At 60.7% G+C, this 24,435-nt stretch carries 23 protein-coding genes; 10 read left to right on the plus strand and 13 right to left on the minus strand.

Annotated features, from left to right (window positions below; translation table 11 throughout):
- Position 1: 1 nt before the first annotated feature.
- The gene (locus HY019_RS15410; protein ID WP_290693807.1) at positions 2–1,099 is read left to right on the plus strand and encodes a DUF72 domain-containing protein; all 1,098 of its coding nucleotides are present in this window, start codon (positions 2–4) and stop codon (positions 1,097–1,099) included.
- A 3-nt stretch (positions 1,100–1,102) separates the two neighbouring features.
- Here HY019_RS15410 and tadA read toward each other — a convergent pair whose 3' ends face one another.
- The 4 genes from tadA to HY019_RS15430 form a co-directional block, all read right to left on the minus strand.
- Positions 1,103–1,720, minus strand: a complete 618-nt coding sequence (gene tadA, locus HY019_RS15415) for a tRNA adenosine(34) deaminase TadA (protein WP_290693810.1) — start codon at positions 1,718–1,720, stop codon at positions 1,103–1,105.
- A 6-nt stretch (positions 1,721–1,726) separates the two neighbouring features.
- Positions 1,727–2,335, minus strand: coding sequence for a 2'-5' RNA ligase family protein (locus HY019_RS15420; protein ID WP_290693813.1), 609 nt, complete (start codon positions 2,333–2,335; stop codon positions 1,727–1,729).
- A gap of 29 nt (positions 2,336–2,364) precedes the next feature.
- Complete coding sequence (locus HY019_RS15425; protein WP_290693816.1) at positions 2,365–2,628, minus strand: hypothetical protein; 264 nt, start codon at positions 2,626–2,628, stop codon at positions 2,365–2,367.
- 399 nt (positions 2,629–3,027) lie between these two features.
- Positions 3,028–3,699, minus strand: coding sequence for a helix-turn-helix transcriptional regulator (locus HY019_RS15430; RefSeq protein WP_290693819.1), 672 nt, complete (start codon positions 3,697–3,699; stop codon positions 3,028–3,030).
- Between the two features lie 512 nt (positions 3,700–4,211).
- On the opposite strand from HY019_RS15430, the gene HY019_RS15435 reads away from it, so the two are divergent.
- The gene (locus HY019_RS15435; RefSeq protein ID WP_290693822.1) at positions 4,212–5,393 is read left to right on the plus strand and encodes a phage integrase N-terminal domain-containing protein; all 1,182 of its coding nucleotides are present in this window, start codon (positions 4,212–4,214) and stop codon (positions 5,391–5,393) included.
- Between the two features lie 61 nt (positions 5,394–5,454).
- Here the strand turns inward: HY019_RS15435 and HY019_RS15440 are convergent, their stop codons facing one another.
- Positions 5,455–7,506 (minus strand): ParB/Srx family N-terminal domain-containing protein, encoded by a 2,052-nt coding sequence (locus HY019_RS15440; RefSeq protein WP_290693825.1) that lies wholly within the window; start codon positions 7,504–7,506, stop codon positions 5,455–5,457.
- Between the two features lie 279 nt (positions 7,507–7,785).
- Here HY019_RS15440 and HY019_RS15445 point away from each other — a divergent pair, with 279 nt between their 5' ends.
- Positions 7,786–11,199 carry an AAA domain-containing protein gene (locus tag HY019_RS15445; RefSeq protein WP_288486486.1) on the plus strand — a complete coding sequence of 1,138 codons (3,414 nt, stop codon included), beginning with the start codon at positions 7,786–7,788 and terminating at the stop codon, positions 11,197–11,199.
- On the opposite strand, the gene HY019_RS15450 is transcribed toward HY019_RS15445, so the two are convergent.
- From HY019_RS15450 to HY019_RS15475, 6 genes are all read right to left on the minus strand, one after another.
- Positions 11,152–11,604 (minus strand): hypothetical protein, encoded by a 453-nt coding sequence (locus HY019_RS15450; protein ID WP_159098917.1) that lies wholly within the window; start codon positions 11,602–11,604, stop codon positions 11,152–11,154. The two genes, HY019_RS15445 and HY019_RS15450, sit on opposite strands and share 48 nt — an antisense overlap.
- 30 nt (positions 11,605–11,634) lie before the next feature.
- Positions 11,635–12,354 carry a hypothetical protein gene (locus HY019_RS15455; protein WP_109036501.1) on the minus strand — a complete coding sequence of 240 codons (720 nt, stop codon included), beginning with the start codon at positions 12,352–12,354 and terminating at the stop codon, positions 11,635–11,637.
- Positions 12,355–12,375: 21 nt separating this feature from the next.
- Positions 12,376–12,609, minus strand: coding sequence for a hypothetical protein (locus tag HY019_RS15460; protein WP_159098916.1), 234 nt, complete (start codon positions 12,607–12,609; stop codon positions 12,376–12,378).
- A 184-nt stretch (positions 12,610–12,793) separates the two neighbouring features.
- A complete protein-coding gene (locus tag HY019_RS15465; protein ID WP_109036499.1) occupies positions 12,794–13,687 on the minus strand; it encodes a hypothetical protein in 894 nt (297 codons plus the stop codon).
- 79 nt (positions 13,688–13,766) lie between these two features.
- Positions 13,767–14,786 carry a glycosaminoglycan attachment site gene (locus HY019_RS15470; RefSeq protein WP_109036498.1) on the minus strand — a complete coding sequence of 340 codons (1,020 nt, stop codon included), beginning with the start codon at positions 14,784–14,786 and terminating at the stop codon, positions 13,767–13,769.
- A gap of 13 nt (positions 14,787–14,799) precedes the next feature.
- Positions 14,800–15,765, minus strand: coding sequence for a toll/interleukin-1 receptor domain-containing protein (locus HY019_RS15475; RefSeq protein WP_109036497.1), 966 nt, complete (start codon positions 15,763–15,765; stop codon positions 14,800–14,802).
- A gap of 187 nt (positions 15,766–15,952) precedes the next feature.
- Here HY019_RS15475 and HY019_RS15480 point away from each other — a divergent pair, with 187 nt between their 5' ends.
- From HY019_RS15480 to HY019_RS15495, 4 genes are all read left to right on the plus strand, one after another.
- Positions 15,953–17,050 carry an SH3 domain-containing protein gene (locus tag HY019_RS15480; RefSeq protein ID WP_290693843.1) on the plus strand — a complete coding sequence of 366 codons (1,098 nt, stop codon included), beginning with the start codon at positions 15,953–15,955 and terminating at the stop codon, positions 17,048–17,050.
- A 972-nt stretch (positions 17,051–18,022) separates the two neighbouring features.
- Positions 18,023–18,529 (plus strand): hypothetical protein, encoded by a 507-nt coding sequence (locus HY019_RS15485; RefSeq protein ID WP_109036494.1) that lies wholly within the window; start codon positions 18,023–18,025, stop codon positions 18,527–18,529.
- A gap of 172 nt (positions 18,530–18,701) precedes the next feature.
- Positions 18,702–18,932, plus strand: coding sequence for a hypothetical protein (locus HY019_RS15490; protein WP_109036493.1), 231 nt, complete (start codon positions 18,702–18,704; stop codon positions 18,930–18,932).
- Positions 18,933–19,017: 85 nt separating this feature from the next.
- The gene (locus tag HY019_RS15495) at positions 19,018–19,689 is read left to right on the plus strand and encodes a hypothetical protein (protein ID WP_109036492.1); all 672 of its coding nucleotides are present in this window, start codon (positions 19,018–19,020) and stop codon (positions 19,687–19,689) included.
- Between the two features lie 26 nt (positions 19,690–19,715).
- Here HY019_RS15495 and HY019_RS15500 read toward each other — a convergent pair whose 3' ends face one another.
- Entirely contained in the window at positions 19,716–19,931 is a 216-nt protein-coding gene (locus tag HY019_RS15500; protein ID WP_109038292.1) for a hypothetical protein, read from the minus strand.
- Between the two features lie 405 nt (positions 19,932–20,336).
- Between HY019_RS15500 and radC the strand changes: the two genes are divergently transcribed.
- Positions 20,337–20,903 carry a DNA repair protein RadC gene (gene radC, locus HY019_RS15505; RefSeq protein WP_290693857.1) on the plus strand — a complete coding sequence of 189 codons (567 nt, stop codon included), beginning with the start codon at positions 20,337–20,339 and terminating at the stop codon, positions 20,901–20,903.
- Between the two features lie 60 nt (positions 20,904–20,963).
- Entirely contained in the window at positions 20,964–21,269 is a 306-nt protein-coding gene (locus HY019_RS15510; protein ID WP_290693864.1) for a hypothetical protein, read from the plus strand.
- Positions 21,270–21,291: 22 nt separating this feature from the next.
- On the opposite strand, the gene HY019_RS15515 is transcribed toward HY019_RS15510, so the two are convergent.
- Positions 21,292–23,778 carry an AAA family ATPase gene (locus HY019_RS15515; RefSeq protein WP_290693867.1) on the minus strand — a complete coding sequence of 829 codons (2,487 nt, stop codon included), beginning with the start codon at positions 23,776–23,778 and terminating at the stop codon, positions 21,292–21,294.
- Positions 23,779–24,079: 301 nt separating this feature from the next.
- On the opposite strand from HY019_RS15515, the gene HY019_RS15520 reads away from it, so the two are divergent.
- Complete coding sequence (locus HY019_RS15520; RefSeq protein ID WP_290693871.1) at positions 24,080–24,415, plus strand: PepSY domain-containing protein; 336 nt, start codon at positions 24,080–24,082, stop codon at positions 24,413–24,415.
- Positions 24,416–24,435 lie beyond the last annotated feature (20 nt).

Genomic DNA, 24,435 nt, shown 5'->3' on the forward strand with positions numbered 1-24,435 from the left:
TATGCAAGACGCGCTGTTCCCTGACCCGCCTTCAACGGCCAGCGAAGTTTCGCTGGCCAAGCCACAAGTGGCACCGAAGGCGAGCGCCAAGGTCAAGGGCGATCTGAAACACGTGCAGGCGGCCCAAGTTCAGGCTGAGCACATGGCCCTGGCCGCCCGATTGCCGCCCCTTGCAAGGCTGGGTACCTCGTCCTGGAGCTACCCGGGTTGGACTGGCCTGGTGTGGGCTCAGGATGTGGGCGAGTCATTGCTGTCCCGGCATGGTTTGCCCGCCTACAGCCAGCACCCCTTGATGCGCACGGTCAGTGTCGACCGAGCGTTCTACCGGGCACTGAGTGTCAGCCAGTACGCCGCCTATGCCGAACAGGTGCCCGATGACTTCCGCTTCATCGTCAAGGCGCCATCGTCCGTTTGTGACGCCTTGGTACGGGATGACAAAGGGCGGGGGCTTCAACATAACCCGGTGTTTCTGGACGCGGGCCTGGCCGAGCAGGAGTTCATCCGGCCTGCGCTGCATGGCCTGAGGCACAAGGTGGGTGCCCTGGTGTTCCAGATCAGTCCCCTGCCTCCAGAGTGGCTTCGGCAACGCGACAGGCTGTTGGCGCAACTGCATGCCCTGCTCCGCCCCCTGCCTGCACTGCGCCCCACAGCACCCGATGGCGTGATCGCCGTGGAATTTCGTGATGCGGCCATGGTCGCGCCCGAGATCATCCCGGATCTGGTGGCCATGCTGCGCGACGTTGGTGCCACCTACTGCCTCGGACTGCATGCCAAGATGCCACCCGTCGAGGCGCAACTGCCCATCCTGCGCAGGCTCTGGCCGGGGCCCTTGGTCTGCCGCTGGAACTTGCATCGGCGCCATGGAGCCTACGGGTATGAAGACGCGCAGGCCATGTACGCCCCCTTCGATCACATCCAGGATGCTGACGAAGAAACCCGCCAGACGCTGGCTCGCGTGATCCTGGGCACAACTGGCGCAGGGCTGCCGGCTTATGTCTCGATTAGCAACAAGGCAGAAGGGTGTGCGCCGCTGTCGGTTGTGGCGCTGGCGCAGGCCATCAGGGATGGACTGCCATCGCCTGCCCGGCCATCGCCTTGACGGTCAACCCTGATCGCCGGGCAGTTCGATGACGTGGCCAACTGGAATTGACTCAAGCTCATCCGGTGATTCGCCCGACTCGATCACGTCCATGCCATGCAGCGCTTGCTTGGCGGACAAGGCTCGACGCTCGTCCCTCAACGCCTTGATGTGTGCCCGACGTTCGGCAAAGAACTGCTTGAGCAACTGGCTGCTGGCATCGGCCAGCACCCCACCGACGATGCTCGTGTGGTGATTGAGCTGTTTGTTGGCAAACAGATCCAGCACGGAGCCGGCCACACCGGTTTTGGGATCGGTTGCGGCGAACACTACACGCTTGAAGCGCGCATGCATCAAGGCCATGGCGCACATGGCGCAAGGCTCCAACGTGACGAACACCTCGCACTCGGGCAGGCGGTAGTTCTCCAGCAACTGCGAGGCATGTCGCAAGGCCACGATCTCGGCGTGTGCGGTCGGGTCGTGCGTGGTGATGGGGCGGTTGTAGCCCGTGGCGATCACCTGGCCCTGGCGCATGATCACAGCGCCCACCGGTACCTCGCCAGCCAGCCAGGCATTCTGGGCCTGGTCCAGCGCGATGCGCATGGCGAATTCGTCGGACGATGTGTTCTGAGTGTCGATCACAGGCATTCAAGGCTTGGGCAATGGCGATGCAGGACGCAAAGGCCAGCGTCCCTCTTCAATATAGACGCCTTCGCCCACCACGGAACGGATCAACACGAAATCCTGCGCCCGCCAGGTAATGGGATCGATGGGCCGCTCCAGCGCCGGCGAGCGACCATAGAACAAGGTCAGATGAGGCGTGAACTGGCGGTGATGCTCTCCGTGCGTCAAACCAGCCCGCTTCATCATCTGATCCAGATCGGACTGGAATGACATCAACCCTGGTGACGCGGCCCCCAGCAGCACGATCGGCAAGCGCCCTGGTTTGCCCTTGAAGCTTCCCACCTTGTCGAACGCCACATCAAACGGCGCGGCGGCCATGCGCTGTGCCGCCTGCCTGACAGCACTCAGCGTGCTCGCCGGGATCTCGTCCAGAAAGTTGCCAACGTGGAACAGCGTTACGTGAAAGCGAGCTGTTCGCGTGGCTTTCACCGCAACGCCTTGCGCTTGCCCCAGGCTCATGGCCAGGGCTTGCGCGCGCGCTGCGGCGCCTGCATCGGGCATCAAAGCCAGAAACAGGTTGTAGAGCCGCGTTGTCTTGGGCTCGAAACCATCCAGAGACATTTGACCGGACATGAGTCAGAAATCCGGGTTGGGACGCTTGCTCAGGGCTTGTCGGCGCCTTCGACGCCGCGATCCACCTCGGAGGCCCTGCCCTGCGTCAAGCGGTTCATGTCGTCCTGAACGCGCTGCTGAACTCGGCGGGCATCGTCAGCGTTATCCACCTTGGGCAGGTCAATGCCGGCGCTGGAGGCGGCAGAGGCCGCAACGCCCGACGCTCCCTGATGTGTGGCACTCAACTGCTTTCTGGTCAGGACGGCCACGATCAACAAGGCCAACAACAAGGACAACAGGCCCAGCGCTTTCATATGGCACTCCTATGCAGGTTCACCAGCCCACCCAAAGCAATCGTCCGCTTATTCCCACTCGATCATTTCCGGCACCTTGAGAGCCGCATGAACACTAGGTTTTTGAAGTTCCAAGATTTCTTTCTACCGTCATTTTTACCGACGCTGGAAGGTGGTGATTGCAACGATGGTTGCCGGTCAAACGACAGCCATAACGCGGTTTCTAGTGTACACGGCGAGCCTGAAAACTGTGGGGGACAGGAACACCCCTCGGGTTGCAGCTTCCAGCACGTCGGGCATGAGAACCTAGCGGTTGGGGTGCCGCCTTGAGCCGCGCCAGTCTACAGAAAGAGTCAACATGCCCAGATGATCCTCGGCCACCCACTGCTCGGCGTGCGCATCTGGCAAAGTAGACGCAGTTCATTGGGCGGTGGTCACACGGACTCGCTTTGCAAGCCGCCTCAGGCTTGGGCATAAGGGGACGTTTGCAGGACCTATTTGCGCGACGACCCAATCAAAGTGTGGTTCCCATACCTGCAACCCAGACACCTTGCCGTCAAGCTTGCGCGTGTACACCCTGATGCCTAATTGCAACTCCAAGATGACGTATAGGTCACGGATAGGTCCATCCCCCAACCCGAGCCAGTTACGCAGGTTGAGTGCATCCTGTTCGGCCTGTTGGCGCACATCTCCGGCCAGGATGCTCTTTTCGGCGGGATAGTTGTAGGTCTTTTGAACACCAAGAATGTTCTCAAGCTCGACCTCCGCCTTGACCAAGTCGTTGAGCAACCTTGCTGCCGTATCTATACATGGTTCGCCAGTTTCAGCGAGTGTGCGAAACCGAGGTACGAGGTCCACATGGACAGACTCACGACGCAGGATTGAATTGACGGACACGCCGTAGGACCTGCACAGGTCCTGCAGCTCCATGAGCTTGGCAGCGCGGTGCCCCTTCTCGATGGCCACCAACGTGGTTCTTGAAAGTCCGGCAGCCTTCGCAGCCACGTCTTGCGTCAGGTTAGCGGTCTCCCGCGCGCTTCTAAGTCGCTCGCCGAGCTCAAATTGGCTCAGTTCATAGTTCTCTTTAGTCATGATGCACTACTACGTATCCACTGCCTCACGAAAGACCTCGGTCCAAGGTCCTTCGTGAAGGCTGACCATTCCTTGGCGTGCTGCCGCAGGAGCCGGTCAAGCTTTTGCGACACGCTGACGGGGCTCTCCCCGAGGGACTCAGCCAGTTCAAAATTGCTTAGTCGTCTGGTCAGTTGGTAGTCAGACCTACTTTGAAGCCCTGCTAAGTGCTCGAAGTGGAAAACCGGCATCACCAACCCCATGGCTGCAGAAATGCACAACTGGGACGGATCACCCGTTTCGTTTTTAAGAAAGACCGAGTTGACCGGTGTCGATGCATCCAAGCAAGCACACCGACCGACAAACCTTTGGGTAGGCGCCGCACCTGTCGTGGTCGCGTGCGGCGCTGAATTCTTGACCACGAACCGATGGGGCGACGGAATCCGTGCCATTGGCGATCTCCATGAGATTCCACCTTCACTCACGACCAACCCGCTGTTCGGGCGGCGGGCCCTTGACCATGGGCACACATCATGTCTGACTCATCCACCTCTCGATCCTCAAAGCGCCGGGTTCAGGAGACATCCAGCCCTGGGCGCTCAAGCCAGCACCAACCCGCACGCCGTCAAAGTTGGGCAGGCAAGTCGCCCCAGGACATCCTGGCCCACTACCCCACAGGCAAGACGCCTCCGCTCAAGGTGCTGGAGGTGTTGATCGAACTGTTCAACACCCTGCATACCTCGATGGCCAAAACCGTCTCACACAAGACAAGGCAGGAGCGCGCCCAGTTCCTTCGCCGATTCTTTCGAGACTTGAAGACGAAGGCCGGGTTCAAGACGGTGCCTGACCCACGCAACCTGGGGCAAAAGCACCTCCGGGCCATGGTGCAGGTCTGGCAGCGAGAGCACCTAGCCCCGGCGACGATCCAGACCTACCTGAGCTTTCTGCGTGGGTTGGCCATGTGGATGGGCAAGCATGGCTTCGTGCGATCACCAGACCACTATGGTTTGAGCATTGACGAATACCAGCGCCATGAGTACGCCAGCCGAGACAAGGGTTGGTCGACACAAGGGGTGGACATCGACACCGTGATCACCCAGGTCTGTGACCACGACCGCTTTGTGGGAGCCTCGTTGCGGCTGATCCGCGCCATGGGGCTGCGGCGCAAGGAATCGGTGCTCTTTCGGCCATTTGAGAGCATCGTGCCCTTCGAGTCCACGGGCCTGCCGCCCGAGGACAAGTTGGCGGATCGGTACGCCAAGATCAAGGGCAAGGGAGGCCGGGTGCGCCACATCCCGCTGGACAGCTCTGCGCGACTCGCCGCCGTGACATTCGCGCAGGGCGTGGTCAGCAGCCAGGATGCCCACATGGGCAACCCAGCCCATGACCTGCGCAAGAACCTCAGGCATTTTGACTACGTGTTGACCAAGTTCGGCATCACCGTGCGCGAACGGGGAGTGACCGCACATGGCCTGCGCCATGAGGCGCTGATCTCGCACTATGAGGCCCTGGCCGGGACCGCGCCCCCAGTGCGGGGCGGGCAGGTGGTGCCGCCGGAGCTGGACCGTCGGGCCCGGCAATCCGTGTCGAGGTTAGCCGGGCACGCGCGCATACGGGCTTCGGGGGCCTACCTTGGTGCGGTGCAGGTGCAGCGCCATCCAGGATCACGTGATGTGGATGGCATGAGCGACGCACCGCCAGAGCGGTCGTCGTGACAAACGCCAACGGCGCAGAGCCCTTGTCTGCGCCGGGTTGGTGGGAAAAGCTCTGTGAGCCTCAGGCCGCTGACTCCGCGAGTTCATCGACCTCAGAATGGGAATCGTCCAGGCTGGCCGTCTCGACTTCGCCTGTCGCCGCAACCGAGGCAGCTTGCCCCCTCAGGCATGACGGCAACCAACCCGACCCAACCAAGGCCAACTCGGCGGCCACCACGGCGGCATCCTTCTTCATACCTGCCAGCGGCGCTGCCGCGTTGATGTCCACCGCCTCTGTGACCACGTCCACCACGCGGCTCTTGGACACATGGTTCAGGTAGGAAGGGCCGTTGGCGGTCCACCAGCGGCGCATGTCCAGGCCCAAGGCCTGTGCCAGCACATCGGTGCGTTGGGTCGGTGACTCCACGCCCTGAATGCCTGTGACTGAGCACGCCACCGCCACGGTCAGCAGTTGGAGCACTGTGGCTTGGTCTTGCGCCAGCAACCACGGGAACACGGCATCCAGATCTTGGGGCAGCTTCTGCGCCCAGGCGCTGCGCTCGGCCTCCATGCGCAGCCATGCCGGGCTGGCCTCGATGTCATCGGCAGCAGATTGCAGCGCAGACTGGCTGTCCGTGACCGAGACATCCAGCACCTGTGGCTGCTGGTGGTAGCGATAGTCGCGGCTCAAGAACAGCTTCTGCGCCAACTGGGCCGTGAGCGCCACCAAGGCCACGTCCGGGCGGGCAATCAACTCAGCCTGTACGGCGGCGACCCGGTGTGCCGTCAGGCGGCGCATCAGCTTGTCAGAGTGAACCGGTCGAGCCTTGGCCGGTGGGCCGGACAGCATGTCACCTTGCCCACCGCACTCGCCTGTCTGCCCTGTGCCCTGGGTCAGGACATGGGCCATGGCGCTGCGGTCCTCCGGGCGGATCAGGCCACATTTCACCGTGGCCGCGCCGTTGTGCCCCACGTGGACCACGCACCCGGCCTGCGCCATCAGGTCGGCGGGCCACACGCTCAGTTCATCGTCGATGGCCTTGAGCCGCAATTGCAAGGCTGCTTGCTCGCTTTCAAGCTCCTGGTACACCGCGCCATCACCCTGATCGGCGTCATCGTCGTCCATGTCATCCAGCGCATCCAGACGCTGTTGAACGGCCTGCATCGCGGCCTCCAGTTCCGCCAGCGCAGTGGCCTCGTGCTCGGTGGGTTCGCGTCGCACTTTGCGCAACTCGACGTGGCCGTTGTACTCGTCACGGTCATAGCGCACTCGAACGTCCACCCACTTCCAGCCCTCGGCACGCACCTGCTTGGCCTTCTTGTTGAGCTTCTCCATGGCCAGACGTTCCAGCAATGGCGCGTCCAGCAAGTAAGCCTTCTTGTCGTCGTCGCTGAACAGGTCACGGCGCGTGGCCCCACCGGCCTTCTCGTATGCCTTGAGCGTCACGTACTTCGCCACCGGGTCACGGTCGGACTCGATGTCGCCCTGCGTCAGCAACTGACGCAAGTAGTCGGGGCGGCGGTTCCATTGGGGCAAGCCAGCCCAGGCCTGTTCCTGCTTTTCGTGGTCATCGACCGACGCCAGCACCATCAGGCATTCCAGGCTGATGTCATCCGCCCGGAACTCGTCCATCAGCTTGGGCGACACGCTTGCCAGCTTCATGCGGCGCTTGACCACCAAGGGTGTGACGCCAAAGGCCGCTGCCACCGTCTCGACGGACTTGCCCTCGCCCAACAGGCGAGAGAAAGCAAGGTACTCGTCGGCGGCATGCATGGGCACGTGAAAGATGTTCTCGGACAGGCTGGCCATCAGCGCCTTGTCAGCAGGCACGATGAGGATGGGCACAGGGTAGTTGTCGGGGATATCGCCGTTGCTCATCAGCAAGTTCAGCGACTCCAGGCGACGGCCACCGGCGCACACTTCAAACAGGCCACGCGGGCCCTTGATGACGATCAGGTTCTGCAACACGCCGCAGTCCAGGATGGACGCGGCCAACTCGGCGATGCTCATCTTGCTGGTGCTGCCGCCTGGGCGCACCTGATGGTCTGCCGACAGCACCAGCTTGTTCAAGGGGGCTGTGGTGCGGGGGGATGCCGCGATCACGGCATCGATCTCTGCCTTGGTGAATTTCATGAGGGGCTCCTGCACGGTTGAGGGACATGCCTTGTGCGCGTCCATGCATTCAGAATCTCATCCGCCCCTCTGAAATCAAGGTCGTGGACATGGCCGTCCACAGGCCCTCAATCCACTCCACCCATCGATCCACAAGGAACTTTGTGGCCGCAACCCTTCCTTGAAGCGCTGTACCATTTCCACTGTTTCGGTCTGGTTGCCACGCGCGCAGATCACCCACCCTTGATCGGTCAGGACACGCTGTAAGTACGCGCCGATATTCACCGACGAGGTCTTTCGTTGAACGCATCGGCTACCGCTCCGCTTTCTGTCCTGCGCTTCTGGCGTGACCTGGAAGTCTTCAACATCCCCACCGCACCATCGGCCAAGGACAGCAGCGACCAGGTCAAGATCGTCACGCTCAGGCGCGGCGATGTCCTGCCTTGGCAACACCCTCACTTTCAGCCAACACAAGAGCATGGCTACGTCCATGTCGTCTATGTGGGCGTGGCCGACACGGAGGACCTCTCCCGGTTGATGCTGCAATCGGTGTTCCCCGAGGAAGACCTCAGCGAGCGCGAACGCCAGCGCGCAACCGGAAACGGCTGGCTTGCTGCCTTCGTCGCCAACGAAGATGGCCACCCCAAGCTCGACAGCTACCTGCCTGCCAGCTTTGCACACGGGGTCGATGCGCTGTGGCATTCCGAGCCGCTGGAGAACGTCAACGCCCGACTGGCACGTGCCACCGATGAGTTCGGTCAACGACGCCACCACCTTCGGCCCGTCGCCACCGACGCGCAGCAAACACCGACCACTGGCCAGCCGGACACCCCACCAGCGCCAAACCCCTTGACCTGGGGCGATCTGGACGAAGAGTTGCGCGCCGTGTGCAAGCTGCTGGGCCCAGGGGCCGATGCGGCTGGTCTGGACTGGCGTGTGGTGGTTCGGGTGTCACGGGTCAAGCGCCGTTTCCTCGACGACAGCCTCAACGCCGCCATCGACTACCTGAACTCCTTCTACCTGGATGACCTCAACCGCCTGATCACTCAGGGGGGCAAGAACAAGCCTTTTGGCAAAGCCCTGAGCACTTTTCTGGGCGCGCCCATAGCACCCGAACAACGCATCGACATCCTGAACGACCACGCGGCCATGGGTGAACTGGTGAGCGTGGCCCGCTTGCCCAGCGCTCGTTGGCCAGCCTCACCAGAGGCCCCGCTGGTGCTGGCTCAGCAGGCCGCGGTGGCCCAGGTGCTCAGCACCTTGGGACGCGATGGCGGCACGCTGGGCATCAACGGCCCACCGGGCACGGGCAAGACCACCTTGCTGTGCGACGTGATCGCCGAGGTGGTCACAGAGCGCGCACGCAAGATCGCCGCGCTCAGCCGCCCCATCGAGCTGTTCGAAGACAGCGTGAGCGTGGCGGGCAGGAATTTCTTCCCCCTCAAGGCCAAGGTGGTGGGCGGCTCGTCCATCGTTGTGACCAGCACCAACAACAACGCGGTCAAGAACATCACGCAAGAGCTGCCTGCACGCGAGAAGGTGCACAGCGACTTTGCCTCGGCCACCTACTTTGACGAGGTGATCCGAGAGGTGTTCGCGGCCCAGAAGGTGGTGGACGACGACAAGCAACCCATCGACTGCTGGGGCCTGGTGGCTGCCGCATTGGGCAACGCCGGGAACCGCCGATCTTTCGCCCGGGGATTTTTTCGGGACGAAGCGCGTCAGGCACCCAACACCGAGACGTCATCGCCCGGCAATGCACAAGTAGACGATGCCCCAGGTGCGGCCGCTCAAGCTAGCACGCCTGCGCCCGCCGATCCGTTGCCACCGTCGATCAAACAACTGCTGGAAGCGGCCAGCAACGACTACACGCGCTATCAGGGCGAATGGCATGCGGCCAAGAAGTCCTTCCTGGCGCTGCTGGATGACTTCGATGCCCGCCGTGGCGTCTTGCTTCAAGCTGAAAAAGCGGCTCAGCGGATCGATGCCTGCCAACTGCGGGTCAATGCCCAGCGTGATGCCGTGCAGGCCCTGGCCGAAGCCATCGACCAAGCCAGCCGCCACCTCAAACAGCTTCAGGACAACAAGGCCATCCAGCATGCCTTGGTCGATTCCCGCCGGGCCACGCTCGACCAGGCGCGTTCACAATGCCTGCCCAAGCTTTGGGACAAGCTGTGCGCTTTGTTTGGGCAGGACACCGAACGCATGAAGACGCTGCGCGCCACGCTGGTCGAGCCCACGCTGGCCTTCGCACAATCCACCGAAGCGCTGGCCCAACTGGCGCAGGATGGCGCCATGGCCGAGGCACGGCTTGAGCAACAGCGCGAGGCGCACCGCACCCAGGTCTTGACACTACAGGGTTCCGAGCGCGAACTGCAAGGCCACCAACGTGCGCTGAAAGCCGGACACGACGCCGGGGCGCGGCACTTCCCCAACGCCAGTTTCTGGCAACTGCCCGCCGATCAGCGCCATCGCGCGTCGGTGGCGGTCAGCCCCGCGCTGGACGCACTGCGGGCTCGCATCTTCCTGCAAGCCATGGAGCTGCACCGACTGACAGTGCTGGCCAACGCAGGCAAGTTCATCGGCAACCTGCGCGCCGTCAACGGCATGCTCACCGGTTCGCTGAAAGACAAGCTGTCCTTGGAGCAGCGCCCCCTGTTGTGGGACGCCTTCTTCTTCATCGTGCCGGTGGTCTCGACCACCCTCGCCTCATTCGACCGCCTGTTCGCTGGCATGGGTCAGGACAGCCTGGGCTGGCTGCTGATCGATGAGGCAGGACAAGCCACCCCGCAATCTGCAGCAGGTGCCATCTGGCGCAGTCAGCGGGCAGTGCTCGTGGGCGATCCCTTGCAGATCGAACCCGTGTTCACCGTGCCCCTGATGCTGGTCGAAGAGTTCCGCCGCCGCCACGCCGTGGACCCCTTGTGGTCACCCAATGACGAATCGGTTCAGACCCTGGCCGACCGTGTCACCCGGCATGGCTCCTGGGTCGCATCCCAAGTCACGGGCACCGTCGTAGATTCGGAGAAGGCTCAGCCCATTTGGACAGGCATGCCCTTGCGCACGCACCGTCGCTGCGACGATCCCATGTTCAACGTGGCCAACCGCATCGCCTACGCCGAACAGATGGTGCATGGCCGTGTGGACGATCAAGGCCAGCCTGAGAAAACGAAGTTCACCTGCGTGCTTGGTGACAGCGCCTGGCTGGACGTTCGCGCCACCCGCGCCAGCCATCCGGTCGTCGAAGACGAACTCCATGTCCTGGTGAACTGCCTGCGCCAACTTCAACAGCAACCGGCGTTCACACCTGCCAGGAAGGCCGGAGGCAAGGACAAGGCCGCCAAGGTGTTCGTGATCTCGCCGTTTCGCAAGGTCAAGAACGCCTGCATCAAGCGGATCAAGGATGCAGGGTTGGGCCAGATCGAATGCGGAACCGTGCACACCTTCCAGGGCAAGGAAGCAGAAATCGTGTTCCTGGTGCTGGGCACGGCCCCTGGTCAGGCCGGGTCAGGAGCGCGTGCCTGGGCCTCGGGCAAGCCCAACCTGCTGAACGTGGCCATCACGCGGGCCAAGCATCGCCTGTATGTGATCGGGGATGCCTCGCAATGGGGTGGACTCAACCACTTTGACCAATTGGCCGAAGACATGCCTGCCCGACAAACCCCATCAACGCCCCGGTCGTTTGACGCCATTGCTCATGAAGCCCGCCTCTAGATGTTCAAAGCGTGTCCATGTGTCTTTCTTGAGGAAGGACACCGTCGCATCGTCATCCAGCCCTTGGCGAAAATTCATTTCCTCCTGAATGATCGCATCGGCAATGGCGATGCACCACTCAGGCGCGTACTGGGTTTCGTCTAGAAGAACGTTGTCTTGGCGCCCGGAATTCACCGCCAAGCAGGCTTTGTCCCACCAACGAATCACCCTGAGCAGCTCGTCCTTCAGACCAGGCTTCTCTGGGAGTTTCCCAGCTATGCACGATGTGCTGAGGGCATCAATGGCTGAGCGACGAGCGAGTTGCTTCAGCCGGTCCTCCTCATGATGCGCTTCACACAAGCCTCCCAGGAACGGAGCCTCCTCACAGCCCCATCGTCTGCAGGTCAGCGTTTTCTTTCTTCCCACGTTGTACCTTTCGTGTTGACACCAGTTGCGTCAGCTGCGCAATCCAAACACATCATTCGCAGCAAACAACAATGTCGGTCCCGGGCACCATGCCGCCTGGTCATCCGACGGCAGTTCATGGGGAAACGGCACCATGTTGAGTTCGTAGAGGTGCAGCATGCCTTCTATGGGCATGTAACTGCCATCCAGCTTTGAACACGTTGGGCAAGCATGGCGTGAGCCGACGGCATGCACGTCATGGTTCTTCAACATCCTGGATCGCCGCAACACCTCATAGTTGCGACTGAGGGCCCGAACGAAGCCGCCGACAGCTAAGTTGTCGCAAACCCCCATGAGCGCGTCCAATCCTTCGTTGGCGACCCGATAGTCAGGTGATGACGCCATGAACAGTGCGTCCACAATAGGCATACAGCCCAAGGTAAGACCTGCCAAATCCGGCATGAAGCTCACTTCACTGAGGGTTGGCAAAAAGCGGTTGAAATCGGGGGCACTCATGTGATACCCATTGAGCTCGATATCCCGTTCCTGCGCGATCAAGCGGTTGGCAGCATCGACCCGGTCTTGCTCCATCTGGAAAGGGGACCGTCCTGCCTGACGCGCCTGGACGATCTGAGCCAGCGTCTCCGCCTCCACCTTGTCCATCAGACGTTTGTAATCAGGCTCGGTCAGGGTCAGATACGCGCCGACAAGTCCATTGATCTCAGTCCTGATCTTTTGCTTGTACCGCTCTTCCTCAGGTGTCAGATGCATATGCCTTGTCCACAGTCCGCGTCAATCGCTGACGCTGAAGTTGATGGCGCTGATCGGGATCCGAGCGTGCAGGCATTCTGGATCTGTCAGCCACTGTGGCAACAAGGACAGCTCAAGATGGATGGGGATGGAGGCATCTTCCATGGTCCCCTTTGTCAGGGCATGGACCAGCGCCTGGCGATCACGGGAAGACAGGTGAAAGTTGAGCATCGCGCCATCGGATCGATGGCGAACGTAGATTTCAATACCGCTCATGTTCGGCGCCTACACACACGTAGGTGTTGATTGTGCCCACGGTGCAGGACAGGTGTCATTCACCCTGGCGGGCAAATTTATCCACAGAAACTGGGGATAACTTACCGCATTGGAGGGCAATTGTCCGCCTGCCCATAGCAGAAACCTCGGGCTGCTCCTTTTTGGGGCAACCCTTGCCAAGGGCTCAACGCGCCCAACCCAGATCACGAAGCACAAACCCAAGGGCCTCGATAGCGAAGGCACCATCGGCGTCCGTGACGTCGCGGGTGCCCAGACGCTGCTGCTCATTGGACTTGCCCCTGGGGTGGAGCTTGCAGACGACATCTGCTGCTGCACGAAACAGCTTTGATTCCGGTGGCAGCTTCGCAATCAACGCGCCAAGGTCCTTTTCAATGACCTTCGCATCCTCCCCGGCATCCAGATGAAGGTGCGCGGACAAGATCACGCCCATCGCATCTCGGCAGAGGTCCACCACAGTGATGCCACTAGATCGATGCGCGCCGTCTACCACCTTGATGACGGCGGCGCTCACACGCTCTCTCGCTGCTGACGGAATGGCATCCAAGACCAGATCGGGCAGAAAACCGAGGTTCGAGCGGGCACGCATTGTCACCACATCCTCGTCGTTGCCCGACCGCTCGACTGAGACGATGTTCCAGACTGTGACTGCCGCCCCCGCACCTAGAACGACCAGCGTGCGTGGCGTGGTCACCAATCGCTGACTCACATTGCCCATTGGGCTGAACGAAATGAGCGACTTGGTGAATCGCCCTTCATGGGCTTGGTGACCGACATCCTCGGGCAAGACCGGGTGCTTGTGGACCCACCACTGATCAGGCTGTTGCCGCCCCGCCACCTCGTAGAACCGGCCCCGCCTGATGCGACTGACAGGGTCGAAGTAATCTTCCCTGAAGACGCACATGGCGCTGCGAAGAGCACCGCTGCAGGGCACTTTGCGCCAGTCGGCCTCAGCCTGAACGAAGGTGGCAACAGAAACCATCGGGGCTGGTGAGACGCCATGTCCGTGGTTGGACAAGCCTTCGTACATCAGCCAGGTGTTGGGGTCGAACGCAATCATGTGTTGGCGATTGAAGAAAGTTGCTCAGCAGGCCATTGAGCCCAGGAAAGACGAGACAAATGCATGAACCTACCGCCCTTCAGGCGCGCTCCCTGACCGACATGAGCGTGCGCACCAACAGAAAGTCCTCAGGGGCATCAATGAGCAGCTCGCCGTCGGTCGCCACATGTACCTCTGCAACCCGCGCGTGAGAAAGCATGCCCTTGGCAATCGGGCGACGTGCAAATGGGTTGTGCAGCACGTAGGCGCCGTCGAGCAAGTGCTCCTCGTAAGCAGCCTTCAACGTGGCCTTGATCCTGGGCTTGATGTCATCGCCATTGGGGTGATAGGTGGTGTAGACCGTCTTTGCCAACGGGTTGTCCGCCAACGCACGCACTTTCCCCCAGGTAGCCAGGGAGCTGTACACGACAGCGGAGACTTCAGCATATTGGTCGTCGCAGAACAAGCCGAGCGGGATGTCAACGGTTTCCGACTTCGCAGCAGAACTGACGTTGTAGCTGACAACACGACGCGCTCCTCTCGGCGTTGCACTTTCATCGTGGTACAGACCATAGAGTGCAGCAAAGATTGGACGACTGGCCGCGAAGTGCGCAAGCGGGCGATCAAAAGCGCCAATGCCGATGACAAAAGGCTTGTCAGCGACATGGGGCAAGGTCGAGTAGTAATTGCGATAGCGCCTGACTTTGGCATTGAAGCTATTACAAATCCGCAAAGCCGCCTCTCTGTTGAACTCAGTGAAATCGTCTGGAATGTCTGCGATCGAATATCCGATGGGGGCCTTCCCGCCTTTAGCTGGCGCGGCAATGGCCGCCTCGACGCACAACGGCATCGGTTCACCAACCACAAAATCGGGAGAGGCAAAGGACATATCGGGGGACAGCCCCCAGCCCCTCAAAGCGGCATTGAGATACAACTCCCAAAGACCTGACTCAAAAGTCATCTGAAATTCCTGTACGAACTTCCCGTCGCGGTCTTCAAATCCTCTAGCCCAAGCATTGAGCACGGCACGCTCAGGCGCGTACTGTTCGTCCAGCAGCATCCTGAAAACCTGATGCTGCCGGGCCGTTTCCACTTGCGGGGTGAACAGATCGAATGTCATTGTTCCCTTTGGCCTACTGCAATTGCTTGATCAACAGCTCCCAGAAGAACTCAGCGAGTCCCTCGTGAGAAAGCTTGTCATCCCTTCCCCTGTGCATCGCCATGCCCAAAGGTTTGAAGTACATGGCCTGATCGTCCTTGTCCACAGACACCATCTCGTTGTAACTGCCTGCCGGTGCAGAAGGATCTGACGAATAGGTGATCCCACCGCTGCGGAACCCCAAAGCACCAAGACGGATACCGCACTGGCTAACTTTCTTGCCGTCACGGTAGATCACGCCACTGAACGCATTGGCGTCTATCCGACGAAAGACGCCTTCGACGCCCGTCGTTCTGGCTTGCAATTCAGCCAGAGATCCTTCAAAAAAACGCGCCAGGTAATCAAATGCGGCATGCAGGAATTCATCCTGGTCACGCTCGGTGAACTCCTTGCGCATGCGCAGGTTGCTGGATCGAGGCAGCGACACCTGTTCTGCTCGAACAGGGCTGGCCACTGCAGGCGGCTGAGCCCTGCTGACGGTACCCGCGTCATGAGCACGCCCGCCCAGTTGCGTCACAACAGCCCGGATACTGCGCGCCACGTCGGTGTAAGCCTCGTCGTGGTTGGCCCACATGGTGATGGCCTTGCCATCCTTGGGTACCGCCATCAAGCCACTGAGGGGCGGTTGCTGCCAATCGCAAGGCCGAACGATCACCGGAATGACTTGCGCTTCCCCCCTGCTCTGGCGCTCCAGCGCACGCGCCATTTCAATGGAATAGCAGTAGCGCGAGGACAAAAAACTCGCACTCACCAGCAGCAAGATCACATCCGCCTGGTTCAACTGATCGTCAATGACCTGGTTGAGGTCGGCGCCCGCCAGGATACGACGGTCATGCCAGGATTCGATCAGCCCCTCATGTCGGAGCAACGCCAGGTGCTTCTCCAGTTGGTCCCGGTATGCCTCATCGTCATGCGAATAGGAAAAGAAAACCTTGGCCATGCGTGTCTGTGGATTCGTTGAAGTTTGGGGCAGGGTTTGCCCCTTGCTGGCACTCGCGCACAACGAGTGCCAAACACTATATCTAGTTATTCTCGCGCACTCAAGCACTACGGGTAGTGCCCACCACAGAGGCCACTCGCTGACTCGTGCGGACGCCGAGCAGTTTCATCGGTGAAAATACGTGACCATGAACGAATCAAAAACCTTGGCAGACATCGGCAAAATTGGTGGGATAGATTGGCGACGCCAATTACCTGACACCTTGGTGCAGTCCATGATGAAGGCCTCCGACGTCACTGCGGGCTGGCGCAAGCATCTGGACGCGCTAGGGTCGGCGGCGGACCTCCAACGCATCTTGCGTCAGCACGAAGGGCTCAGCGCGCATGCTGCGGCGATCCGCGCAGCGCAACTGAGTCAGCAGCAGATGCTGGGCAAACAATACGCGGACATCCTTGCCAAGGCCGCTCCTTTCACAGGAAACGCGGCGTTGTTTGGCGATCTTCAACGGCAAGTTGACGCCGCTTCCAGCAGCGTTTCAGTTGAGTTAATGCGCATGGTTGACGACATGTCCAGGGGCACCGCATTGAAGGCGGCAATGGACATGGCCAAGGCTTGGCAAGATCCATTCGAAGACATCCGAAAGAGCCTGCTGGGATATCAAGCGCCGTTTCAAAGACTGACTGAAAAGGCGCTCATCGATTCCATCGCCAAGTCGGGCTTTCACGCCAGCCTCAAGAGCACCGATTTCAGCGCCGTTTGGCAAGAGTTAGACGCCAAGCTCAAGGCGCAAGCATCCTTGACAATGCGGACCATCGCTCACGAGGCTGCCGAACAACCGACCCCAGAAGCTGCTCTTCAACAAATCCTGGCAGCCATTGCCCAGACAAGCGAGCCCAAGCTGCAGAAGGTGCTGTGGCTCATCGTTGTTCCCATGGTGTTTCTGCTGCTCAATGCGTTCTTGGCGCCTATCGGCGACTTCTACGTCAAGAGGTTGCTGGAAGAAAAGCCTCGCCAAGAGGCGCACAAAGCGGTCAAGCAAGCTGCGTCGGATACCGTGGGAGACCTGAGGCTCTTGAGCGACCACCGCTACGTTGCCACGCAATCCCTGATGGTTCGCTCAAGTGCGTCGGCCCGATCACCAGTCATAGGTCAGCTCCACTTTGGCCAGGCCGTGCATGTTCTACAGAAAAACAAGGACTTCACGCTCGTTTCGTGGACCAGCCCTGACCACACATCCGTCATTCGAGGTTGGGTTTTTTCTCGGTATTTGAAGCGCTTTGACTGAGCTGCGCCTCAGCAAAAAACTGTCGCCCATGCTCAATCAATCCACCTAGGTCGCAGTTGCTTGCTCATACCAATCTTGAGCACCAATCGGCCACGGCAAAGCGATGCCATTTGCCAAGCCTTGTTGATGGCGCTTCCTGTCACCTTGGCTGCATAGATTGAGAAAAATACAGGGGGAATCCATACTGCAGCGGCTACCTGTGGACATCGCGTTCACGCAGCCTTCAATGGAGATTTAGGTCTCCCTGAAGTCCAGCCATGCTGGCGTCGCAGTCGTGACCTGCCTTGTAGAAGCTGAACCTCGGTTCAGCTTGGCCATGTCAATGGCCTTGTGCCTCGTTCAGCACTCATGCTGAACACCGTGTCATCGGCGCACCTCACCGTGCCGCCGCCGAGCCGCTTCAACCGCCAAGGTTGAAGCATCCCAAGTTGGGGAACCACCATGTTCCCCATCGGGACGAGGCGTTCCCCTTCACACCCTGAAGGAGAACGTCATGAACGCATGCCCTCATGCGACAAGGGAAACGCGCGCCATTTGCGTGCTGTTGGGTGGCTCCGGGCTTGCCCGCGAGCCTGTGATCCGTCCTGCAGTGCTACCCGCATTGCTGAAGCCTGCGCCGCCTGTCTCGCGACAGGTCGAACAGGTCATGGCTTACCGTGCTGCCGCCTGAACCACTTGACTGTGGTACAGCGTCAGCACATTGACACCGTGGCGATTGACCTCGCCTGCAGTTCGGGTCGAACACGAAATGACGCGCAGACCTCCCCGGTCTCGCCCAACTTGTGTTCACCCGCGTTCGCATCCCATTGAAGTCAAACCCGATTGATCGGGAGCCCTCGACTTCATGGGATGTGAACCGTCTTTCATGTGCCTCAGCCATTCGGCTGTGCTGCACTTCCACGCAACCCTTTGGGGAGTCCACCGTCTCCCCGCCGGGATAGGTGTGCCCTCATCCTTTCTGGAGTTCACACCATGAATCATGAAGCGTCTCGCGCTCGCTCCAAACGCACCTGTGTCGAGATTGAAGAGTCCCGTGCCTGGATGGGCTTTTACCGCCGTGTGGGTCAGGACCCCGTCATGGCCGCCGAAGTCATGGCCCAGTTGGAGGCTGATCCGCTGATGAAGCGCAACCACCTGGCCCTGTACCTGTGCTGCAAGCAATCCTTGCGGACACACAAAGCCACAGCCGCACGCAACAGGCGCATCGGTCAGTTCGTGCGTTGGCTGTTCCATGGCGTTTTTGTTGCGCCAGCTTTGGCACTTCGACAAGTGCTGCGCCAAGGCGGCGACATCGCCGTTGAATGCCTGCCACCTACTGCCAACGAACCAGCTGCAACCCAGGTCAAGCGCCTGAAGAAAGCGCCGGAGTTTGCGCAGGCTCAATCGTCTTTTGAGGTCCAAGGTCCTGTGCCCAAGGACGTGCCATCCGCCACGTCGGGCGAGCTGTCAAAGCCCAATGCTGTGCCTCAAACAGCCTGATTCCCCGCACGTCAAGACCACCGCGTCTTGACCGTGCCGGGGCCAGCGCCCTGGCCCTGCCCAGATCGACCCACGCGCCTGCCCACCTGCTGGTGGTGCATGCCGCGTCCTCCCCCATTTCGCCCGAATCTGCCCGAGTGGCAGTGCGGCACACCCACGGAAGGAATTTCCCATGACCACTGCAACCGACGCCTTGTGCGCCATCGAGAAGCGTGCCCACCGGGCCATCGTGCAGGAACTGCGCTTGCTGATCAAGGAAGTGCAGGCCCTTCAGCCTGGCCTGGCAGGTGATGACCGCGCACATGCCCATGCACTGCTGCTGAAGCTGGAGCACCTCCGACAAAGCCAAGTGGTGGACAGCGTCTGCGATCAGCCCCCCATCCGGTTGGCCGCGCAAGGCTGATCCCGACCTGATAGCGACACAACACGCCTGCGGGGCCACGGCCCGAGCGGCGGTGCGCCCCAAGGCTTCCACACAAGGAATCCTCATGACCACGGTCACACTCAACTTGGAGCAAAAGCTCTATGTCATCACGGAGCGATCAGGCCACAGTTGCTTTGGCTTTGACAATGCTCGCGATCATGCCAACCAGATCGCACAGCAACTCGACCAAAGCCACCTGGCCTTTGCGCCAGGCGACTATGCCACGCTGGCGGGCTATCAGAAATACCTGATGGCCACAGCCGCATGGGGCCGCTCCCCACAGAGCCAACGCACCTACTTTGCGCCCGGGACCGATCCTAGAGCGGCCAAGGTGCTGGAGTCCTATCGCCGAACTGGCGAGAAGATCCGCCTGATACTTGGCGACCTCGCCACGGGTGAACCGTGGCTTGATGAGCATGGCGTGGTCGGCCGCATTGGCCGATCTGGCGGCATGCTCAAAATCCCCCTGCTGGTCGAGCCCGGCCAGTCAGGTGGCGGCGCCATCTTGACCGACTGCATCCTGTGCCTGGTGGACTGGCAGACCGGCAACACGCCGTATCGGCATCCAGCCTATCGCGAGGCCAACTTGAGCCTGTCGCCCAATGAAAGCCCGAACCTGCCATGGGCCGTGAGGCGAGGCAGCGATGCCATCGCTTGTTTCGCGGACATCGGCAAGGCCGCTTCCTACCTGGCCTTCATGCGCGGCGCCACCATCGAGCCACGTGTCTTTGCTTGATGAACCGCCAGGCTGCGTGCGCATTGCTACGCCACTGAGCGGCATTGCTGGTACTCGCGGTCGATCAGCCAATGCAGAAACTGGGTGTCCCTGGAGACGCCCCAGTAGTGCGCCTTGCATTGCGCGATGTAGGCATCCAGGTCAGCCAGCGTGCGGATGCCGACTGGCTCCAGATCGGTGATCAGCTTGAAGCGCTCAGTCTCTCGCCGAGTGAGCCGGATGTGGGGGCCAAAACGGATCATGGTCGTGCTCGTTGCATGGATTCGAGTCGCCATCTTGGCGAAATTTCAGGCCCGTGTCACGGCTTTGGCCACCCACTGAAACAAGATTTCTGTACTGAACTTCAGGTGATATTCAGCTATCACCCAGGCGTGCACTCAACAATGACCCGGTTCCATGGGGCCTTGTCCATGGCATGCAGCGATCAAGGCTTGAACGCTTCTGACCATCACGACACACTGCCCACCGCTACATGCATTCCATCGCGGAATGCGCTCCGACCTTGAGTCGGCGTCGCAGTCGTCACCTGCCTCATTGACCGTGCTGACCTCGCGTCAGCACATCCCGAGCGGGAACATCCATCCCCTCGGGACAGGACGTTCCCGCTTTTCCTTTTTGTGAAGGAGAAATCCGTGAATGTCACCCACTTGTCCAGTGCCGAACTGGTCAGCGAGTTACTCGCCGCACCTGTTCGCCAAGCCCCACTCCCTTTGCCATGCGCCTGCGATGCTGCAGCGACGTACCAGGCCTTTGAGCACGCTCCCCCAGAGCTGGCCTACAAACTCAGCGTCGCACGCGAACTGCTGCTGCGCGACATGCGCGCCAAGATGCTGGACGGCCCAGTCATGGCCTCGCCCAAGGTTGTGAAAGACTGGCTGAGCATGTACTGCGCCGGGTTGGAGCACGAGGTGTTCCTGGTGCTTTACCTTGACGCGCAGCAAGTCCTGATAGAGGCCGAAGAGCTGTTCCGGGGCACGCTGACCCAGACTTCGGTTTACCCACGCGAGGTTGTCAAAAGATCCCTGGCCCACAACGCGGCATCCGTTTTGTTGGCCCATAACCACCCGAGCGGTCAATTGTCGCCAAGCAGTGCAGACGAGCTCTTGACCCAGACGCTGAAATCCTCTTTGATGATGGTGGACGTGCGCGTGCTCGACCACTTCATCGTGGGAGGTGACCGCGTCCTGTCTTTTGCGGAACAGGGTTTGCTGTGAAGAGGCCAGCCTACCTGCCTCGCGTGGCACAGCCAAATTCTTGCCAAGAAGGAGTACGCCTTGGATAAGACCATCGTGACCAGGTTGTTGGAACTGGTCGAGCCTCTGGCCGCCTTGTCGATCAGCCACCTGACGGCCACCACACGCCAGAAGCTGGCCAATGACGATTTGTCGGTCAATGTATACCCGAACGACTATGGCGGCTTCGTCTACGTAGGCGCCCCGCCCTACACGGTCCCCGCAGAGAGCGACATGGCCATGATCTTCGAAGCGGCCAGGTTGGCTGGCATCGTCTGGCTCAAGTTCGACAGCGATGCGGCCATCGTGGACGGCCTGCCCATCTTCGAAGACACCGATCCCCTTTGATCCCCCACCGGGCGTCGCGCCATCAGGCCGACGCCCATTTTTTTGCTCCATCCTCGGTCACCCCGTGATCGCGCATCGCATCCAGGTCGATCACGGCGTCGGCCATGGCGGTCAACTCCGGCGTTTGAGACACAAAGAACTCCCGCTGGTAGCCGCCCACGCGCAGCACCTCGCGCTTCATGGCCATGAACATGCGTTTGCGCTCCGGGTCCAGCGCCCCATCGGCTTCGTCCGAAAACAAGGCGTCGTAGCGCCGACCGGCATGCTGTGCCAGGTACAGCGCCACCGCCCGCGTCAGGCACTCGTTGACCCACACGCGCTCCCCTCCGCTCATCAGGCCCAGGCTCTTGCTGTCCCCCGACTCGCCGTCATGCACGACGATGTCAAAGCCCTCGCGTTGCTCGCCCTTGCCTGTCTCCACCAGCGTGAGGATGGACACGGAAAAGCGTGGCCCATAACAGGCCAGCAGCAAGTCATTGGCCAAGCCAGACAAAGCTGGTCCTGCATCGTCAATGGCCAGGGCGATCAGGCCATCGTTGCTCATGCATCGGGCAAACAGGTTCCAACTTCCCAAGCTGTCCTCCGCTCGGGCCATGCGAGATTGCACCTGCACACGCCGGTCAGCCAGGGCCCGCGCCTGAGCCATCAATTCAATCCTGGACTGGGCATCGCGCTCGGCGGCCAGGTGGGCTTGCTCTGCGGTGGACAAGGCCAGGCGCTCTTGGGCCTCAGCCTGGGCGGCAGCGGCCAGCATCTGATGGTCAAAGGGCGTTGGCAACCCCTGAAGCACCGCATCCAGGCGATTGAGCGCCTCCCGAAAATGCTGCGCCTGTTGCACCAGCGCCTGCGCGATCCGCTGTCGTGTTGCCTCGATCTGTAGGCGCTCGGCCTGCTCTTCGGTCGTCTCGTTGCCTTGGGTCCGGCCAAGCTCTGCCATCAATGAGGACAGTTCAAGCTCAAGGGTCTGCAAAGCGGTGCGGGCTTGGCTGATCTGGCCTGCCCTGGTCGCCAGCAGCGACAAGCGAGACACCCGTGTTCGAGCCATATCGACCAAGCGTTCGACCCGGGCCAGCGCTTGCGGCGCCTGGGCCAGCTCTTCGTACCGATGGCGGATCAGGGAGAGTTCCTGTTCTGCCAGGGACTTGTCCTGCGCCAGGCGACTGATCTGGCCTTGTGCGCTGGGCATCAGAGACTGGGCTTCATGCGCATCCCCCAGCAGCTTGCATTGCCCTTGCAGATCAGTGCCCGCACAAGGCACCTCACCGACCAGGCCAAAGCGGTGCGCCAACTCCTGGGCCTTCAAAGCCGCCCTGCCTGCCTCCAGTTCGATGCTGGCTAGCTTCTGCACTAGCAGTCGTTCCGTGGCCTGTGCATCCCTCATCGCCTGCACCTGCTGTCGGCACACAACGATCTCCTGTTGCCTGGCACTCAGCACCAGTTCAGCCAGAGGCAGGCGATGTGCCGCACGCTGGACCGTGTCAGCTTCTTCCAGCACGTTCAGGCACTGGCGACGTGATTGCATGAGCGCGCTTTGCCGAGACTGCGCTTGCGTGCGCCTACTGTTGATGCGTTGCGCCAAGCGCTCCAAGCCTTGCAAGGCATCCTGCTCTTGAGCCTTGAGCCCCTCGATGGCTCGCGTGCCGGCAACGATCAACGCCTTGCGCTCCTCAAGCAACTGCGCACGACGCGCCTCGGTGCTCTGTGACTGATCCCGTTGTGCCTGCAAGCGGGCATGGCCAACCCGATGCCCATCCAATGCCTGCTGCGCTTGTTCTCGCTCAATCAAGGTCTGCGCAACTCGGTCGGATGCACCTTGCAAGCGATGCAGTCCCGCATCCAGGCGAGCATGCTCCGCATCTAGGCCGGCCAACTCCTGCCTGATGGACGACAGCCCGGCCTTGATCAGTTTGGCGGTGTCATTGGCCTTTTGCCCCAACGCTCGGATTTCTTCCTGGCCGAGCAAGTCGGACAGCAGGCTCTTGATCTCGGCATTGCGGTAGGTGCTGAGTTGGCGCTTGCCCTGCGCTGAGAACGCGGAGGTGAAGAAGGTATCAGCGCTGCCACAAATGGATTCCACACAGCGGCTGTAGGTCTCGACCTTGCCATCGGACACCAGACCATCGTCGAGACAGACGGGGCGCCATTGGCCCTCATCACTGAGTGCATGCAAATAGGCCTCGGTCTTGCGGCGCCCGTTGAGCCGGATCACCACTTGGGATCGATAGCACCTGCCTTCATGTGACCAGGTCAGATCCTTTTCGTTTTCCGGTAGACAGACATGGTCGTAGTAGGAAAAGCCGCCGGGGCCGCTCAAGGCCGCCCGTGACGGCATCGTCAGATAGGGGTGCATGTTGTCCATCAGCGTGGTCTTGCCCCGCCCATTGGCCCCTGCAATGGCGACGAGTTCAGCGCCATCGGCCAGGCGCTCGAAGTCCAGGGTCAACACGTCTTGCCCCAGGCCATAACGGATGCCCCGAAAGCCTTTGAGGGTGAGTTTCAGTGGTTGCATGGTTGGCTCCAGCGGTTTGCTGAAACCAGTTTCCGACGTGATGTCACGTTGTCAACGTCTGCCTGTCAGTACGGTGAATGCCAGCACTGCAGCGGTTGCTGCCTCTCAATAGGGCGACCGTGCATGACCGCTCTCGATGCCATTGAGGTCATTGAGCAACAGCGCTCAGTGCTGCAGCAATGACTTCAATACAGGTGACAGCGGCCTGCATGGTTGCCATCCCTCTGACCCTCATTCACGGCTAAGTATGGTTCCATATTCTCTTAGAAACGCAAATGTCGCATTCTTTCGGAGAGACACCATGTACCGTTACACCAGAGTGGGCCTGTTGGCCACAGTCATCATCGCCACTGGCGTTACCGCACTCGCGGCCAAGGCCAGTAACGACAACGATGCTAAACACATCCCGCAAGCAGCAGTAACGCTTGGGCAGGCTGTCGCTGCTGCGGAGCAGCATGTACATGGCCGAGCCGTTCGCGCCGAATTCGAGCGGGCTCGTCAGGGCTGGGTATACGACATTGAGGTGATCCAAGGATCCAAAGTCTTTGACATCAAGGTCGATGCAGAGAAGGCAAGCGTCCTCTCTGCAGTAGAGGACCGCGTGGATCGTGACGACGATCACGACAAGCAAGACTGACTAGACCAAGCGGGAGCTCG

It is taken from the genome of Aquabacterium sp., assembly GCF_016195855.1.
Lineage (GTDB): Bacteria > Pseudomonadota > Gammaproteobacteria > Burkholderiales > Burkholderiaceae_C > Aquabacterium.

Excerpts from the sequence above, each read along its gene's own strand:
- HY019_RS15410 (WP_290693807.1), top strand. The coding sequence starts at position 2 with ATGCAAGACGCGCTGTTCCCTGACCCGCCTTCAACGGCCAGCGAAGTT.
- HY019_RS15420 (WP_290693813.1), bottom strand. The coding sequence starts at position 2,335 with ATGTCCGGTCAAATGTCTCTGGATGGTTTCGAGCCCAAGACAACGCGG.
- HY019_RS15425 (WP_290693816.1), bottom strand. The coding sequence starts at position 2,628 with ATGAAAGCGCTGGGCCTGTTGTCCTTGTTGTTGGCCTTGTTGATCGTG.
- HY019_RS15430 (WP_290693819.1), bottom strand. The coding sequence starts at position 3,699 with ATGACTAAAGAGAACTATGAACTGAGCCAATTTGAGCTCGGCGAGCGA.
- HY019_RS15435 (WP_290693822.1), top strand. The coding sequence starts at position 4,212 with ATGTCTGACTCATCCACCTCTCGATCCTCAAAGCGCCGGGTTCAGGAG.
- HY019_RS15440 (WP_290693825.1), bottom strand. The coding sequence starts at position 7,506 with ATGAAATTCACCAAGGCAGAGATCGATGCCGTGATCGCGGCATCCCCC.
- HY019_RS15455 (WP_109036501.1), bottom strand. The coding sequence starts at position 12,354 with ATGCATCTGACACCTGAGGAAGAGCGGTACAAGCAAAAGATCAGGACT.
- HY019_RS15460 (WP_159098916.1), bottom strand. The coding sequence starts at position 12,609 with ATGAGCGGTATTGAAATCTACGTTCGCCATCGATCCGATGGCGCGATG.
- HY019_RS15465 (WP_109036499.1), bottom strand. The coding sequence starts at position 13,687 with ATGATTGCGTTCGACCCCAACACCTGGCTGATGTACGAAGGCTTGTCC.
- HY019_RS15470 (WP_109036498.1), bottom strand. The coding sequence starts at position 14,786 with ATGACATTCGATCTGTTCACCCCGCAAGTGGAAACGGCCCGGCAGCAT.
- HY019_RS15475 (WP_109036497.1), bottom strand. The coding sequence starts at position 15,765 with ATGGCCAAGGTTTTCTTTTCCTATTCGCATGACGATGAGGCATACCGG.
- HY019_RS15480 (WP_290693843.1), top strand. The coding sequence starts at position 15,953 with ATGAACGAATCAAAAACCTTGGCAGACATCGGCAAAATTGGTGGGATA.
- HY019_RS15485 (WP_109036494.1), top strand. The coding sequence starts at position 18,023 with ATGAATCATGAAGCGTCTCGCGCTCGCTCCAAACGCACCTGTGTCGAG.
- HY019_RS15490 (WP_109036493.1), top strand. The coding sequence starts at position 18,702 with ATGACCACTGCAACCGACGCCTTGTGCGCCATCGAGAAGCGTGCCCAC.
- HY019_RS15495 (WP_109036492.1), top strand. The coding sequence starts at position 19,018 with ATGACCACGGTCACACTCAACTTGGAGCAAAAGCTCTATGTCATCACG.
- HY019_RS15500 (WP_109038292.1), bottom strand. The coding sequence starts at position 19,931 with ATGATCCGTTTTGGCCCCCACATCCGGCTCACTCGGCGAGAGACTGAG.
- HY019_RS15515 (WP_290693867.1), bottom strand. The coding sequence starts at position 23,778 with ATGCAACCACTGAAACTCACCCTCAAAGGCTTTCGGGGCATCCGTTAT.
- HY019_RS15520 (WP_290693871.1), top strand. The coding sequence starts at position 24,080 with ATGTACCGTTACACCAGAGTGGGCCTGTTGGCCACAGTCATCATCGCC.